Source organism: Dehalobacterium formicoaceticum, from assembly GCF_002224645.1.
GTDB classification, from domain to species: domain Bacteria; phylum Bacillota; class Dehalobacteriia; order Dehalobacteriales; family Dehalobacteriaceae; genus Dehalobacterium; species Dehalobacterium formicoaceticum.
In genome coordinates this window covers 3685726-3702124 of sequence record NZ_CP022121.1, presented here as the reverse complement: position 1 = coordinate 3702124, position 16399 = coordinate 3685726, and the positions used below count along the sequence as shown (strand labels likewise).

At 44.0% G+C, this 16399-nt stretch carries 12 protein-coding genes and 1 pseudogene; 10 read left to right on the top strand and 3 right to left on the bottom strand.

Features of this window, described 5'->3' with window-relative positions:
* Nucleotides 1–33: 33 nt before the first annotated feature.
* The 10 genes and pseudogenes from nifU to CEQ75_RS17880 all read left to right on the top strand — a co-directional run bounded on the left by nifU (nt 34) and on the right by CEQ75_RS17880 (nt 13026).
* Complete coding sequence (gene nifU / locus CEQ75_RS17925) at nt 34–399, top strand: Fe-S cluster assembly scaffold protein NifU (RefSeq protein ID WP_089612386.1); 366 nt, start codon at nt 34–36, stop codon at nt 397–399.
* Between the two features lie 141 nt (nt 400–540).
* Nucleotides 541–1833: a homocysteine synthase gene (locus CEQ75_RS17920; RefSeq protein ID WP_089612385.1), complete on the top strand. Its 1293-nt coding sequence runs from the start codon at nt 541–543 to the stop codon at nt 1831–1833.
* Nucleotides 1834–1857: 24 nt separating this feature from the next.
* Complete coding sequence (cysK, locus tag CEQ75_RS17915) at nt 1858–2787, top strand: cysteine synthase A (protein ID WP_089612384.1); 930 nt, start codon at nt 1858–1860, stop codon at nt 2785–2787.
* Nucleotides 2788–3036: 249 nt separating this feature from the next.
* Nucleotides 3037–4458, top strand: coding sequence for an S-layer homology domain-containing protein (locus tag CEQ75_RS17910; protein WP_089612383.1), 1422 nt, complete (start codon nt 3037–3039; stop codon nt 4456–4458).
* A 153-nt stretch (nt 4459–4611) separates the two neighbouring features.
* The gene (locus CEQ75_RS17905; RefSeq protein ID WP_089612382.1) at nt 4612–5322 is read left to right on the top strand and encodes an ABC transporter ATP-binding protein; all 711 of its coding nucleotides are present in this window, start codon (nt 4612–4614) and stop codon (nt 5320–5322) included.
* Nucleotides 5322–7670, top strand: a complete 2349-nt coding sequence (locus CEQ75_RS17900; RefSeq protein WP_089612381.1) for an ABC transporter permease — start codon at nt 5322–5324, stop codon at nt 7668–7670. Before CEQ75_RS17905 ends, CEQ75_RS17900 begins: the two co-directional genes overlap by 1 nt.
* An 18-nt stretch (nt 7671–7688) precedes the next feature.
* Nucleotides 7689–8939 carry an efflux RND transporter periplasmic adaptor subunit gene (locus CEQ75_RS17895; RefSeq protein ID WP_089612380.1) on the top strand — a complete coding sequence of 417 codons (1251 nt, stop codon included), beginning with the start codon at nt 7689–7691 and terminating at the stop codon, nt 8937–8939.
* 51 nt (nt 8940–8990) lie between these two features.
* A complete protein-coding gene (locus tag CEQ75_RS17890) occupies nt 8991–9986 on the top strand; it encodes an NAD(P)/FAD-dependent oxidoreductase (RefSeq protein WP_089612379.1) in 996 nt (331 codons plus the stop codon).
* Nucleotides 9987–10266: 280 nt separating this feature from the next.
* Nucleotides 10267–10533 carry a metal-sensing transcriptional repressor gene (locus CEQ75_RS17885; RefSeq protein ID WP_089612378.1) on the top strand — a complete coding sequence of 89 codons (267 nt, stop codon included), beginning with the start codon at nt 10267–10269 and terminating at the stop codon, nt 10531–10533.
* 49 nt (nt 10534–10582) lie between these two features.
* Nucleotides 10583–13026, top strand: a pseudogene (locus CEQ75_RS17880) (heavy metal translocating P-type ATPase).
* A gap of 9 nt (nt 13027–13035) precedes the next feature.
* On the opposite strand, the gene CEQ75_RS17875 reads toward CEQ75_RS17880, so the two are convergent.
* Genes CEQ75_RS17875 through CEQ75_RS17865 form a run of 3 tightly spaced genes read right to left on the bottom strand, consistent with a single transcriptional unit; the run spans nt 13036 to nt 16398 of the window.
* Nucleotides 13036–14400, bottom strand: a complete 1365-nt coding sequence (locus CEQ75_RS17875) for a B12-binding domain-containing radical SAM protein (RefSeq protein WP_089612377.1) — start codon at nt 14398–14400, stop codon at nt 13036–13038.
* On the bottom strand, nt 14397–15746 hold the full coding sequence (locus CEQ75_RS17870) for a B12-binding domain-containing radical SAM protein (protein WP_089612376.1): 1350 nt from the start codon (nt 15744–15746) through the stop codon (nt 14397–14399). The genes CEQ75_RS17875 and CEQ75_RS17870 overlap by 4 nt, the downstream gene beginning before the upstream one ends.
* Nucleotides 15727–16398: a class I SAM-dependent methyltransferase gene (locus tag CEQ75_RS17865; RefSeq protein WP_089612375.1), complete on the bottom strand. Its 672-nt coding sequence runs from the start codon at nt 16396–16398 to the stop codon at nt 15727–15729. Before CEQ75_RS17865 ends, CEQ75_RS17870 begins: the two co-directional genes overlap by 20 nt.
* Between the last annotated feature and the right edge of the window lies 1 nt (nt 16399).

Genomic DNA, 16399 nt, shown 5'->3' with positions numbered 1-16399 from the left:
ATAAATCTAAAAGGTCCGAGAGGAGTGGTAAGTGTGTATAATCCAACAGTAATGGACCATTTTGAAAATCCCCGCAATGTGGGGGAAATTGCCGACGCGGATGGTATGGGTGAAGTAGGCAATTTATCATGTGGTGACATTCTGCGCGTTTATATTAAGGTAAAAGATAATATTCTGGAAGATGTTAAGTACAAAACCTTTGGTTGTGGTGCAGCCATTGCCAGCGGCAGCATGTTAACAGAGCTGGCCAAAGGCAAAACTGTGGAGGAAGCCCTGGCGATTACCAATAATACAGTGGCGGATGCTTTAGGCGGATTACCCCCCAAGAAAAAACATTGTTCCAACTTAGCAGCAGATGCCTTGCATAAAGCTTTGGAGGACTGGCAGACCAAGAAATAGGTTATTGAAATATTACGAGGGCTGAAATTCTTTTAATAAGAATTTGGCCCTTGTTACTATCCAAATGTTATTTCATGCTGTTTCTGAAAAAATAAATAGAATCCCTTTTAACATGGGAGCATAAGATAGGGAGTGATTTTCATGAGTGAAAGAGAGTTAAAATTTGATACCCTGCAGGTTCACGCCGGGCAAACAGTCGATCCTGCCACCGGTTCAAGGGCGGTTCCTATTTATCAAACCACATCCTATGTCTTCCGGGATGCGGAACACGCTGCGAATCTATTCAGCTTGCAGGAACCGGGAAATATTTATACCAGAATGATGAATCCCACTTCAGATGTTTTCGAAAAAAGAATGGCAGCTTTGGAAGGCGGGGTAGGTGCTTTAGCCTTAGCATCAGGTTCAGCAGCCATTACATATGCCATTTTTAATATTGCCGGCACCGGGGATGAAATTATTTCAGCCAGTACTCTTTACGGAGGAACTTATAATTTATTTTCTACAACTTTGCCTAAATTAGGCATTAAAACCATCTTTGTTGATCCCGATGAGCCGGAAAATTTCCGCCAGGCAATTAACGATAAGACCAAAGCCATCTATATCGAAACATTAGGCAATCCCGGGATTAATATTACGGATATTGAAAGGGTAGCAGTGATTGCCCATGAAAATGGTCTGCCCTTAATCGTTGATAATACTTTCGGGACCCCGTATCTGATCAGGCCGATTGAATTCGGCGCGGATATTGTTATCCATTCAGCGACAAAATTTATTGGCGGTCACGGTACGACCATGGGTGGTGTGGTGATTGATGCCGGCAAATTTGATTGGATCAAAAGCGGCCGGTTTCCCGGACTGACGGAGCCGGATACCAGTTATCATGGCTTGAGGTATGCGGTGGATTTAGGTCCTTTGGCTTATATCACAAAAATGAGAGTGCAGCTTTTAAGAGATATGGGTGCATGCATCAGCCCCTTTAACTCCTTTCTTTTGCTCCAAGGTCTGGAAACCCTCTCCTTGCGGGTGGAGAAACATGTCTCCAATGCCATGAAAATTGCCAAGCATCTTGATGAACATCCCCTGGTCAACTGGGTTAACTATCCCAGCCTGCCCACCAGTAAATATCATGCATTGGCTCAAAAATATGTGCCCAAAGGCTCAGGATCCATTTTCACCTTTGGCATTAAAGGCGGCGTAGAAGCGGGTAAAAAATTTATTAATAATGTGGAAATCTTCTCCCTTTTGGCCAATGTGGCAGATGCCAAATCCCTGGTCATTCATCCCGGAAGTACCACCCATGGCCAGCTCTCCGAGCAGGAACAAATATCTGCCGGTCTTAGTCCGGATATGATCAGGCTCTCTATTGGAATCGAAGATGTGGATGATTTGATTTGGGATTTGGATCAGGCTTTACAAAAAGCAACTGAGAAATAAGGTAAAGATTCTGGAGGTGGAGAAATGGCTAAAATTGCGCAGAGTCTCACAGATTTAATTGGGCATACTCCTTTGTTGGAACTAACGAATTTTAATCAAAAAAATAATCTTTCGGGAAAACTGATAGCGAAACTGGAGTATTTTAATCCCGCCGGCAGTGTCAAAGACCGGGTTGGTTATGGGATGATTGTGGATGCGGAAGAAAAAGGTTTGCTGCAAAGTGATTCGGTGATTATTGAACCTACCAGCGGCAACACCGGCGTTGCCCTGGCTTTTGTTTCTTCCGCTCGGGGCTACCGTTTAATTCTTACCATGCCGGAGACCATGAGCCAGGAAAGAAAAAGTCTCTTAAAAGCTTTGGGGGCAGAATTGGTCCTGACCCCAGGCACGGAAGGGATGCAAGGAGCCATTAAAAAAGCAGAGGAATTGGCCGCCGAAATTCCTCATGCCTTTATTCCCCAACAATTTGAAAATCCGGCTAATCCGGAAATCCACCGCAAAACCACTGCTCTGGAGATCTGGCAGGATACGGAAGGCCAGGTTGATATTTTTGTGGCCGCTGTTGGTACCGGAGGGACTCTTACCGGAGTGGGGGAGATTCTTAAGGCAAAAAATCCAAATGTGAAAATCATTGCGGTGGAGCCCCAGGTCTCACCGGTTATTTCCGGGGGTAAGCCGGGACCTGGCAATAAGATTCAGGGAATTGGTGCCGGATTTATTCCCAAGGTGCTCAACACGTCGATTATTGATGAAGTAATTCCTGTTAAAAATGAAGATGCTTATGAAACAACCCGCAGTCTGGCGCAAGCAGAAGGTCTGTTGGTGGGGATCTCTTCCGGAGCTGCCGCTTATGCAGCAATGCAGGTGGCGAAAAGACCTGAAAATACCGGAAAGACCATTGTTGTGATCTTTCCCGATACGGGAGAAAGATATTTGTCAACAGATCTTTTTTAAGGTAAAAGCTAACAGGAAGGTAGTTCTTGCTGAGGACTTTAAAAATTGGGGTCATGACCCTGATAGAAAAATGTGAGGATGAGGCAGTTTATGGCTTCATCCTCTTTGTTTTGGCCACTTTCCATGATTTTCTTCACATCTCTAAATGATCATTAAGTATTAACTCTGCATAACTTGGGAGGCAGAAACCCTCACAAATTAATTTCATGGTCCGAAATATATAATACAAAATTTAAAGGAGTTGAGTTCATGAAAAAATTCTTGACACTGGTTCTTGCACTGCTGTTTTTATTTGGGGCAGGAGCGCTGGCTGTTCAAGCAGACCAGAATTACAAGGAGAAAAACAGTCCGCAAAAAGGCTGGGAAAAGCATCAAAAGTTAAAAGATGTTAAAGGACATTGGGCGGAAGATGCAATTTTGATGATGAACACCAAAGGTTTTATCAAAGGTTATGAAGATGCAACTTTTAAACCCAATAAACCGGTAACCCAGCTGGAAGCCATCGTCATGATTGTACGTGCCCAGGGACTGGAAGATGAAGCGCAGGATCAGAAATTGAATGATTTATTGAAAAAAACGGCTCAGATTCCCGCTTGGGCAGAAGGTTATATGGCGGTTGCCTTGAAAGAAAACATTCTGGATGAGGGGGAAATGCTCTCTTTTCGTCCTAATCAGGGAGCTAAAAGGATTCAGGTTGCGTTGTGGATCACCCGGGCTTTAGATTTGGATGATTATCTGGATAGCGATGACGACCTGCCCTACCTGGATAAAAAGGATATCCCGGAAGATCTTTACAATGCAGTGGTTCTGATTTCTGAGTCTGGGATTATGAAAGGGAATAATAAAAACTATTTTCTGCCCAACAAAGCCATTACCCGGGCCGAAATGGCAATTCTTTTAGAAAGAATTAACGGCGCAGGAACCGATGCCAATATTTATATCAGTGAATTTAGCGGAATTATTACCGATGTGGATGATGATGAAATTACCGTTAAGGGATGGAGTGTCAGTAAGACTTTCGATTTTGATGATGAGGTCACCGTTTATCTCAATGGCAAAAAATCTGATGTCGATGATTTGGACGTGGATGACTATGTGAAATTGACCCTGAACAAGAAGGGTGACGTGATAGCTGTAAAAGCCACCTCTCCTGACCAAGATGATATTAATGAAGATGATGAAAAAGAATTCGAAGGAAAAATCGTTGCGATTAATTTAATTGATGATGATGAAGGTTTTATTACTATAAAATCAGGAAATAAAAACTACCGTTTCCAAGTGGATGAAGATACTGATGTTGAAATGGACGATGATGGAGAAACACTGGAACTGGATGAGCTGAAATTAGGTTGGAATGTAGAAATAATGGCAGAAGGTAAAATGGCTAGATCCATCATCATTGAATCTAGTGATAATGATAATGATGACGATGATGAAGAAACAGAGTATGAGGGTATCATTACCAAAATTGATAGCAAAAACAAACGTATCGTGATTAAAGATGAAAATGGCAAAACATATACATTTTTTGTCGATAAAAAAACTGAGATCACCATCGATGAAGATGACGATAAAGATGATGCCGAATTATCTGATCTTAGGATCGGTGATGAAGCAGAAATCGGAGCCAAGGGTAATCTTGCTCTGAAAATCGAGGTTGACAGAGATTAGGATCATTAGTGGTACCGGACTCCATGGGAGCCCGGTTTTCTTTTTTTATAATCCTTTAATTCCAAAATAAAGAGGCTGGAAAAATCGGTCAGGCCTGTTACAATAATGACAGAAGAATAATGTGAAACTTTGATAAAGAAAGGGGGGTGGATCATGACCCGGGAAACGGTGATGGAACTTGAGAACTTAAGCAAGACTTATCAAATGGGAGAGGTTACGGTTAAAGCTTTAATTGAGGCCAATTTTCAATTATTTGAAGGGGAATTTATGGTGATTCTTGGTCCCAGCGGGTCCGGGAAAAGCACCTTGTTAAATATCATGGGGGGCATGGATTTACCTACGTCCGGGCGTCTTTTGGTGCACGGGGAGAATATTGCCCAGTATAACGACCGGAAGTTAACATCTTATCGCCGGGAGCAGGTGGGATTTGTTTTTCAATTCTACAATTTAATGGCTAATTTAACGGCCCGGGAGAATGTGGAATTGGCCACGGAACTCTGTCGTGACGCCTTGGATATTGATATGGTGATGGAGGAAGTGGGATTGGGGGAGAGAAAGAATTTTTTTCCGTCTCAATTAAGTGGCGGGGAACAGCAACGGGTGGCCATCGCCCGGGCGGTGGCCAAAAACCCCACTCTGCTCCTTTGCGACGAGCCCACTGGTGCCTTGGATTACCAAACCGGTATCCTGATTCTTACTTTGCTGAAAAAAATCAATCTGGATTTTAATAAAACAGTAGTAATTATTACCCATAATGTGGCCATCGGTGGGATGGCTGACCGCGTTATCAAAATGAACAGCGGCCGCATTGTGGAAATAGGGGAAAATCAGCATCCCATTCCTCCGGAAAGGGTTGAGTGGTAATGCAAAAACTGGATCTCCGCTTAATACGCATGATATGCTATTCCAAGGGACAATTTATTTCGGTGACGGTAGTCGTGGCTGTTGCTTTGTCTATCTATATCCTGCTCAATGTAACAGGGGTCAATTTAAGAAATGCCATCAATTACTATTATGAGATTACCAAATTCAACGATATCTATGTCCAGTTGGTAAAACTCCCTCAAGGCGCCTTGGAAGAGGTAAGGACTCTTCCCGGAATTAAAGAGGTTCAGGGCAGAATCAGCGTGGATGTACCCTTGGAGGTGGAAGATGAGGATGAAAGGGTCACGATCCGATTAATATCTCTCCCTGAGGAAGAGAAGATTAATATCCTCTATCCCATTGAGGGAAATGCAGGGAACTTAGGGACAGACAATGTCCTGCTCCTGGAGCAGTTTGCCGAGGCGCGCAATATTCAGGTAGGAGATATGATTTACCCGATGATTAACGGCCGGGAATATCCCTTAACCGTTTCCGGTATTGTGGCCAGCGGAGAATTTGTCTATTTAATGGAGGATGAGCAGTCTATTTTACCGGCCCCGGAGCAATTCGGAGTGGCTTACGTGAATGAAGAGTTTGCCCGGTCGGTAACAGGTTACCGGGATAGCTTCAATGAACTTTTAGTGCTCCTTCAAGATCAGGATCAAATTGATGATCAGGTAGACAGACTGGAAGAAGAGCTGGATTCCTATGGGGTAAAACGCATTATTAAAAGAGAAGATCAACTGAGTCATAGTGTCTTGATGCAGGAAGTGGACGGGCTTGAGAAAATGGCCCAATCCATCCCTCTGTTGTTCCTGGTGGTAGCGGCTTTGATTATCTTTATCATGCTCTCCCGTATAGTACAAAATGACCGCATGGCCATTGGCATCTTAAAAGCTCTGGGTTATGGCAATCTCAGTGTCTTGGCTCATTACACCAAATATGCCTTGCTTATTAGCTTATTGGGATCTCTCATTGGAATCGGCAGCGGTTTGCTTTTGACCGATCCTTTAAGTCAGGTCTATGCCTTTTATTTTAATCTGCCGTTGATTAGGAATCAAATCCAATATTCCTATATCTTAAATGCATTTCTCTTAACGGCTGTTTTCTGTGTGACCGCCGGTTTTTTAGGTGCCAGACCGGTGTTAAAAATATTGCCGGCGGATTCTTTGCGGCCTGAGACGCCGAAATCGGGGAAACATATCCTGCTGGAAAAGATCCCTTTTATTTGGAACAAGCTATCATTCAGCTGGAAAATGGTGATTCGCAATATTGTCAGAACCAAAAAAAGGTTTGCTTTTTTAATGCTGGGACTTGCCTTGTCCTATGCCATTAATACTGTGCCTATGTATCTGGCGCAGATCATGCCGGAGATTTTCCACCTGCAATATCAGGTGTTTCAAAAAATGGATTATGCCGTTGAATTTACTCATCCTCTGCATCATCGGGCTGTTCGTGAGTTGGATCAGCTGATTCAGGCTGATGCAATTGAAGGAAAATTGGAATATCCTTTTGAATTAACCAATGGCTGGCTTAAAGAAACGGTAACGATCATTGGCATCCCCGGAGATTCGCAGGTTTATCATTTTTTTGATCAGAATCAGCAGCCGCTGATCTTGCCTGATCAAGGGATTGTCCTTACGGAAACCTTAGCCCAAAAACTTCAGGTGCAGGTGGGAGATGAAATTACAGTAAAAAACTTTGTGCCGGGGAGAGATGATGTTAACTTAGAAGTCGGTGGTATTATCCGACAGTATTTAGGCACTAATGCATATATGGAGTTAGATTATATGGGAGAGACCTTATTGGATCAGAACATGATTACCGGTGTCAATATTCTTTCCTCACATGATCCGAAAGAGAAATTAAAGGATGTAAAGAATATTGCTGCTGTAAGTTCCGTAGCTGATATGAAAAATCTGTTTTTAGAATATCTGGATACCATGAACCTTGCTACCTATCTCTATTTATTGTTTGGTGGTATTTTGGGCTTTGCGGTAATCTATAACGGAACTACCATCAGTATTGCAGAGCGCAGCAAAGAATTTGCCTCTTTGCGGGTCATGGGTTTTGATAAAAAGGATATTTTTAAACTGCTGAGCATGGAAAACTTGCTCATGTCGGTGCTTGCGATCTTGCTGGGAATTCCTTTGGGGATAGGAATGATTCAGGGGGTTGTGCATTCATTTAGTTCCGATATGGTGACCCTTCCTTTGATTTTAACGCCGAGAATATTTATTGAGACTATCTTTGCGACGGTTGTTTTTGTCATCATTGCTCAATTGGCTGCCAGGAACAAGATTTACCGGCTGGACTTTATTGATGCCTTAAAAAGCCGTATTTCCTAAAAAATCGGAGAGAAAGGAATGAGCGTAATGAAGAAGAAGTTTGTGGGGGCGGGATTGGCAGTTTTGGGACTGCTGCTGGCAGGATATCTGTTCTTTTTCCAGGATCAGGGTATCAGTGTAGAAACTAGCCGGGTAACGCGGGGTGATATTTATCAATACGTGGAAGAAACCGGGGTAGTTCAAGCCCGTGAGTTGGCTGCAGTTTATGCACTGGCGGGAGGAGCTCTCACGGAGGTTTTTAAAGAAGTCGGGGATCCGGTAAATACCGGGGATCTTCTGGCCAAAATGGACAATCGGGAAGTTCTTTTGCAGATCCAGGCTCTGGAGGCTCAGCAGCAATCGGCACAAGCACGGTACCAGGAAACAACTAAATCGGCGGACCAAAATATGATCAATAAACTGGCCGCCCTGTTGCGTTCAGCTGAGGCTTCTTATCAAGAGACGCAAAGACAGGCGGAAAACAACAAGATTCTATATGACAGCGGTGCCCTCAGTTTGGATAGTTATCGAAATTCCCTGACGCTATTGGCACAGGCTAAGGCTAATGCAGAAGCTGCCAAGAGCGATTTGGCCCAAGCCCAAAAAAGCACCTCTGTTAATGTCCAAAAGGAGATGCAGGGGCAAATTAACCAGATTCAGGCTGAGATTGATTTACTGAAAAAGCAAAGCACAGATTTGGTTATTAAAGCCCCTGCTGATGGTTTGGTTTTGACCAGGGAAATAAAAGCAGGCAGCTTTGTTCAGCCGGGTACCTTGCTTTTTGAGATCGGCAGTGCCGAGGACACTTTTCTGGAAAGCGACATTTTATTGGATAAAATCGGGCATGTGACAGAAGGGGCAGAGGTACTGATCACCAATGAAGACATGGGGATCAATGACCTGAAAGGCAAGGTACGAAAAATTTATCCCACGGCCTTCAGTAAAGTATCGGAGCTGGGTATTGAACAAAAAAGAGTGAAGGTGGAAGTTGATTTTAGCGCTGCTGAAAAGACCTTAAAGCCGGGATACGAAGTGGATCTTAAGATTATAACGGCCGGAAGAAAACAAGCCTTACTCATCGACGAAAAGGAAGTTTTTGACCGGCAGGGGAAAGACTATGTTTTTGTTGTGGAAAATCAGCAAGCTGTCCTGAAGGAGATTGAAACAGGGATCAAGAGCGGAGATCTGGTAGAAGTGCTTCATGGATTAACGGAAGGAGAAGAAGTTATCCTCTCCCCTGATGAAACCATAGAGTCTGGGAAAAAAGTCCAATCCCAATCCGGCTCATGAACAACACATAAGCTTTCATTTCCGGGAGACAATAATCCTGAGGTGAAATCAATGGAGAGGACCTTAATCCTGGGTGGTGGAACAGGTGGAATTGTCTCTGCCACTGTATTAAAAAAAACAATGGGATCAAGCATGGAAGTCACGGTTATAGATCGATTGGAAAATCATTATTATACCCCTTCCTTTCCCATGCTGATGATCGGAGCCCGCAGAGAGTCAGAAATAGTGCGCCCCCTTGCATGTCTGAGAGAAAAGGAGATTGGCTTTATCCATGAGGAAGTGAAAGGGATTGATCCGGATCATCAGCAGGTTATTACGAACAAACAAATTTTAGCATATGATTATTTAATTCTCGCCTTAGGGATTGAATATCATCCGGAAACTGTCCCAGGATTTCAAGAATTTGCTTTCAATGCTTATCAATTTGAGGATATTATCAGCATCAAAGATAGGTTAAGCCATTTTGAAGCAGGGGAAATCGTCTTTTTTATCTCCAGCGTACCCTATAAATGTCCTCCGGCACCTTATGAAATGATGTTTTTACTGGACCAGTTTTTTCGTCAGCGGGGAATTCGAAACAAGGTGAAGCTGACTTTAGTGACCCCGGATTTTTCTCCGGAACCTTTGGCCAAACCCAGGGTAGGTCAAAGTGTCCGCAATATGCTTCATGAGAAAAATATCGACCTGATCACCCAAGCGAAAATTTTGGCGGTGGAAAAGGACGGACTGGTTCTGGATCATGGCACAAGAATCCCTGCCCGCCTGCTTCTGGGTGTTGCACCCCATTGGACACCGAAGGTGCTGCGTAACACAGACTTGGTTGACAGCAGTGGTTATATGGAAGTGGATCCCCATACCCTGGAAACAAAGTATCCCAATATTTATGGGATTGGAGATGCTGCAGCCATTCGCCTGCCGGTCATCGATGCCTATGCTCCTAAAGCCGGCATTTTTGCTCATTATCAAGGAGAGGTGGTGGCACGCAATATTGCTCTTTTAGCTCAGGGATTAAATCCAAAATTCCGCTATACCGGGAAGGGTGCCTGAATTATGAATACCGGGTTCGGTCGAGCCCGTTATTCCACAGTACGTTATTATCATGAACCCGGACCCTTTATTACCCTAATGAAGCCGGCCAAAAGTACATATTGGGCTAAAATTGCTTTTGAAAAATACTGGTTAAACCGTTGGCTTTAAGTGAGAACAGAGCTATCAGAACCCTCATCGGAGGGTTTCTTTATTATTCTGGAGTGCTTGACATATAGAGTAATATATATTATCATTAAATCACCCCCCCTATGGGGGGTGGTAGAAGGAGGAGGTTGCCGTGAATAATCAAAAAAAGCAAGCGCTGAATTCAATTCAAACTGCCAAAGGACAGATGGAGGCCATTATTAAAATGATTGAGGATGATCGTTATTGTGTCGATATCTCCAATCAAATTTTGGCCGCCCAATCACTGCTCAAAAAAGCAAATCTTTTGATTTTGGAGCAGCATCTGATGCATTGTGTAAAGGAAGCTTTTGAACAGGGTAATGGCAGTGAAAAAATCGACGAGATTATGGGAATCTTATCAAGGATTTCCGGTAAATAAAACAGAGAAATTCATGAAGTATGATTTCACTATAAAGGAGTGAGAAAAGATGACCAATAAAACCTTGAAAATAGAAGGCATGACCTGCGCCGCATGTGCCAGAGGTGTAGAGAGGGCAACGAAAAAATTAGCGGGTGTGACCGAGGCCAATGTTAATTTGGCTACTGAAAAATTAAATATTACTTTTGATGAAGGGAAAGTATCCTTAGCCGAGATTCAAACTGCGGTGGAACAGGCCGGATTTATTGCCCTGACAGAGTCTCTGCCTAAAACCCTAAAAATAGAAGGCATGACCTGCGCCGCATGTGCCAGAAGGGTGGAAAAGGCTGCCGGGAAACTGGCGGGGGTAACTGAGGCTGGCGTTAATTTGGCGACGGAAAAATTAAGCTTTCGTTATGATCCCTCTCAAATTCGGATATCGGAGATTAAGAAGGCCATCGAAAATGCGGGCTATCAAGTTTTAGATGAAGAAACAACCGTAGATATTGATAAAGAGAAAAAAGAAGAGGAAATGAAGCTATTATGGCGCAGGTTTCTGATCTCGGCAATTTTTACCATCCCCTTGCTGTATATATCTATGGGTCATATGATCGGACTTCCTTTGCCTGACTTTTTAAGTCCGATGATGAATCCACTTGCTTATGCTTTATCCCAATTATTCTTAACGATCCCCGTTGTTTTGGCAGGAAAGCATTTCTATATCGTGGGTTTTAAATCCCTGTTCAGAAGAAGCCCTAATATGGATTCCTTAATTGCCATCGGGACATCTGCGGCGGTACTCTACGGGATTTTTGCCACCGTTCAAATTTTTTTAGGAAATGCAAGCTATGCTCATGACTTGTATTTTGAGTCGGCAGGAGTGATTCTCACTTTAATCACTCTGGGTAAATATTTGGAATCCGTTTCCAAAGGTAAGACCTCGGAAGCGATCAAAAATTAATGGGACTTACGCCCAAAACGGCCATCGTAATCAAAGATGATCAAGAAATCGAAATGGCTATCGAAGAGGTGGAAGTCGGAGATATCATCCTGGTGAAACCGGGTGAAAAAATGCCTGTGGATGGGGAGGTAGTGTTTGGAACCACTTCCGTGGATGAATCCATGCTTACCGGGGAAAGCATTCCCGTGGAAAAGAATGTGGGAGACGGCATTATCGGCGCCAGCATCAATAAAAACGGAACTATCCGCTATCGAGCCACCAAAGTGGGCAAGGATACCGCTTTGGCACAAATCATCAAACTTGTGGAGGATGCTCAAGGATCGAAGGCTCCCATTGCGAAAATGGCGGATGTAATTTCCGGGTACTTTGTACCCATTGTGATATCTTTGGCCGTAATTTCTGGCTTGGCCTGGTATTTGTCCGGAGAAACGGCAGAATTCGCCTTGACCATCTTTATTTCTGTTTTGGTAATTGCCTGCCCTTGTGCTTTAGGATTAGCCACTCCTACCGCTATCATGGTAGGGACTGGAAAGGGTGCGGAATATGGAGTCTTAATCAAGAGCGGAGCGGCCTTAGAAACAGCCCATCAGATTCAGACCGTGGTGTTTGACAAAACAGGGACGATTACCGAAGGAAAACCCCAGGTTACAGATGTGATCCCAATCCCGGGGATTACAGAAACCGAACTGTTGCAATGGGCAGCTTCTGCGGAGAAAGGGTCGGAGCATCCACTGGGAGAAGCGATTGTTCAGGGAGCAGAAGCACAAGGCGTACCTGTGATGAAACTGGATTACTTTCAGGCTATTCCCGGGCAAGGCATAGAAGTGATGATAGAGGCGAAAAAACTTTTATTGGGAAACCGCAAACTGATGGAGGAAAGAAAAATATCCTTAGGTGATTTGGAGGAACATGCCCAAGAACTGGCTGGAGCAGGGAAAACCCCCATGTATATTGCCATGGATGAAAAAATCGCCGGCATCATTGCTGTGGCGGATACGGTGAAGGAAAACAGCAAGAAGGCCATCGAAAAACTCCATGAAATGGGGATCGAGGTTGCCATGATTACCGGTGATAATCGTAAAACGGCGGAAGCAATTGGTAAGCAAGTTGGTATTGATCGCATCCTGGCTGAGGTGCTCCCCCAGGATAAGGCTGAGGAAGTGAAAAAACTTCAGGAAGAAGGGAAAAAGGTGGCCATGGTGGGGGATGGCATTAATGATGCACCAGCCTTAGCCCAAGCGGATATTGGGATTGCCATCGGTTCAGGAACGGACGTAGCCATGGAATCAGCTGATATTGTGCTCATGAGGAGTGATTTGATGGATGTCCCTACCGCCATCGATTTAAGTAAAAAGACCATCAGGAATATTAAGCAAAATCTCTTTTGGGCCTTTGGATACAATACCTTAGGGATTCCCATTGCCATGGGTGTGCTGCATATTTTTGGCGGACCATTATTAAATCCCATGATTGCCGGTGCCGCCATGAGCTTCAGTTCTGTCTCTGTGGTATCTAATGCTCTCCGATTGAAGGGCTATAAACCTTTAAGATAATGCTTTGGATTAGCCTTTGATCATGAACCTCAGATATCTGAGGAGAAACTTAAATGAACCCTTTAATAAGCGCAACAGGGTGCAAAGGCCAAATTTATTCACCAGATAGGAAGCATTATTCATGAAAAGATTGACATAAAAATTAGAGAGTAAAACCTCAAAATAATACCGGCGCAGGCTCATATTACCGGGGGCAATGGACACCAGGGAATAGCTCCATTGATCATAATCCTCCTTTTGGTACAAGGTTCTGTCCCGGTATTTTTTTGCCAAGAAACTGCCGGGGAAAGGGGTCAGGGGCGTAAGGGAGGAGATTTCCGGCCGAAGTATTCTAAGATACTTCCTGAATTCTTTAAAGTCCTGAGTAGTCCAATCCGGATGAAGGATAAAGGAGGCCCAGCAATCGATGTGATAATTTTTGAGGATTTTTCCGGCTGCGATATTGATTGCCCTGGTGGATTTTTTTTGATAATTGGCTAATTCTTCATCTTTAAAGGATTCATAGCCCACCAGCACAGCCTTTAATCCGTTTTCTGCCAGCCTTTTCATGGTCGTTTCATTTTGCACGATGCTTTGGGCACTGCCGTAGCAGATGAAATTTTTCCTGATTCCCCGCTCCTCCAGCAAAGCGCAAAAATTCTCCAACCGTTCCCGGTGATAAAGAAAATTGTTATCAATAATCATAATGCTAGGTTCCTTGATTTTCTCAATCTCCCGGATAATCTCCGTCAGGGGTTCGTCTTTTTCCTGACTGCCCTCAATTTTCCACCGTTGACAGAAGTTACACATGGAACTGCAGCCTCGGGAGGTTTGCAGCAAAGCGCAGGGCCGATAACCGAAGTAGCTGTAGTATTTTCGATATTGATCGGTACAGGAACGGTCCGGTTGAATATAGTCGTTGATACCCCTTACGCCAGTTCCTTCAAAATGATTTTCTTGGCTTCTGATGCCGTCGATCAGAGGTACCTGTGCTTTCTTTTGGAGATAAGAGCAGAGTGTTTTTAAGTTTTCTTTGGTGGTAAATTCCGCCACATGATCAATTTGGGGCACAAAAAAACTTTCCGGTGCTAGAAAGGTTTGGGTTCCTCCCACCATGGTAATGACATCGGGATGATGATCCTTCACCTGTTTTGCCAGATCAAGAACAGCGGGGACATCAATACATAAGGAAGTAAAGCCGATGACATCGGGACGATAGCTTACGCAGATGGTTAATAAATCCTCCTTGCCCACCATCAAATCCAAGACCTTTAATTCGTGCTCCTCTTTAAGCAAGGCAAAAACTGATTCCAAGCCCAGGGGTTCTCCATACATGAATTCCCCCAAGGTAATGGCTTGTTTTCTTCTGCCCGGCCGTACCAAGAGAATTTTCATGGCTTCTTGCTCCCAAGGATTTTTTTCAAATACTGACGGATAATCCTTAAAACCCCCAGAGCAATACGAAGATTGAGGGAAAACCCGTATTTAAGATTTCCTTTGATGTTTTCCGGAGTGAGACTGATCCGAAAATATACCTTTAAGATTTGATAATAATATCTGGACAAGGAGAGCCTGGTGGGTTGTACCACCAAATTGGCTAAGTCCCATTCTTCATATTTTTCCCGGGGTACTGCCAGTGAATCCTGGTACTTAGCAAATAATGGGGTACCGGGTAAAGGGGTTAAAGGCTGCAGGTTGACAAAACGCAGCTTTTGCTCCCTTAACCATCGAGAGAGATGGTCAAAATCACGGTCATCCCAATCCAGTCCTAAAATCATCGTGGCATAGCAGTCGATGCCATATTTGCGGAGAATCTTAATGGCCTTTTCATTGATTTCCACACTGCTGTTTTTGTGATATTCCTCCAATTCCCGGGGATTAGGGGATTCCACGCCGACAATTACCGCCCTTAATCCCTGGGCGGCAAACTTGGCTATGATTTCCTCATGTTGGGCGATAAAATCAGCCCGGCCATAGATCAGAAAACCTTTCTTAATGCCATGTGCTTTTAATAGGGTGCAAAAACGGTCGACACGCTGGGGATCCACTAAAAAGTTATCATCCACAATATAGATTTCCGGTTCTGAGATTTCGCTTAATTCTTCGATCACTTGATCCAGATCCCGCTCCCGGTACTGACCTTCGGTAATTTGACGACAGAAACAGAAGCTGCAGGAATAGGGGCAGCCATAGGAGGTTTTAAGTAAGGCGCAAGGCTTATGATATAAATAATAATAGCGGGAGCGGTATTTCACGGTAAGGGACCTTAGAGGAAAAAGGGACGGAATCTCAGGCACACCGAGTCCTTTAATGATCTTTTCCTTCAGTGATCCCAAAGGATCTTTTTCCCATAGATCCATTAAGGCAGCAAAGTTCTTGATGCCATTGCCGGAGAAAATAATGTCGATATGGGGATCCAGAAAATCCTCCGGCACTACATCAGCGTGCACCCCTCCCAAGACAACCTTAATTTGGGGATCTATTTTTTTAATGATCCGGGCATAGTCTTTTACCACGTTAACATGGGCAATATAGGCGGTTAATGCCACCACCTGGGGACGATGCAATTTAATAAAATGGGTGAGAGGTTTTTTCTCTAAAATCAGATCTACCAGTACTGCCTGGTGCTGATCCTGGATGGCGGCAGCTAAGTATTCCAATTCCAAGGGCTCACAAATCATGATGCTTTGCAAGCCGATGGTATTAGGGTGAGGTTTCGGTCTAACGAAGAGAATTTTCATGTTCTGCTCCTGGTGTTGAGATAGTGTAAACAATACTGGGGAAATAGAAAACTGTTTTTAATCTTTCTTCTTCTAGTGGAGTGAAGCCATTTTCCTTCAATTCCTTTGAGATCTGGGAAGAGGAGAGATAATTTGCAGAACCGGTGGTGCATTTCACCATGGACATCACGATTTTATCGTAAAAACTATTTTCAACTGCCTGGATTAAAAGGAGATGCCCCTTTGGTTTGATGATCCGGGCTAATTCCTGCAAAGCCAAGCTTTGATTGTGATAGTAAGGAAAGGAATGGCAGCAGGTAATGATCTCGAAAGTATGGTCGGGAAAGGGAAGATGGTGGACATCGCCGGCGAGAAATTTTACTCCTGAAAGCTGTTTTGCCTTTGCCTGACGGATCATCTCCGGGGAGGCATCTATGCCGGTAAGTTCCAATCGGGATGGGGGATAAGCTTCCGCCAGTTCCTGGAGTAATTGACCGGTGCCGCAGCCCATATCAAGAAGTTTTCCGCCCCTGAGAAGGTGCGGGTCCGAGTCGGCCAATTTTGCGATTTCCCTTCTGATCAACTGTCGGGTCGGTTTTAATGAATGTTTCTGCACCCATAATTTCTCATAATAGCGTGCCAAAAAATCCCAGGATTGTTTACCTTTGATCATG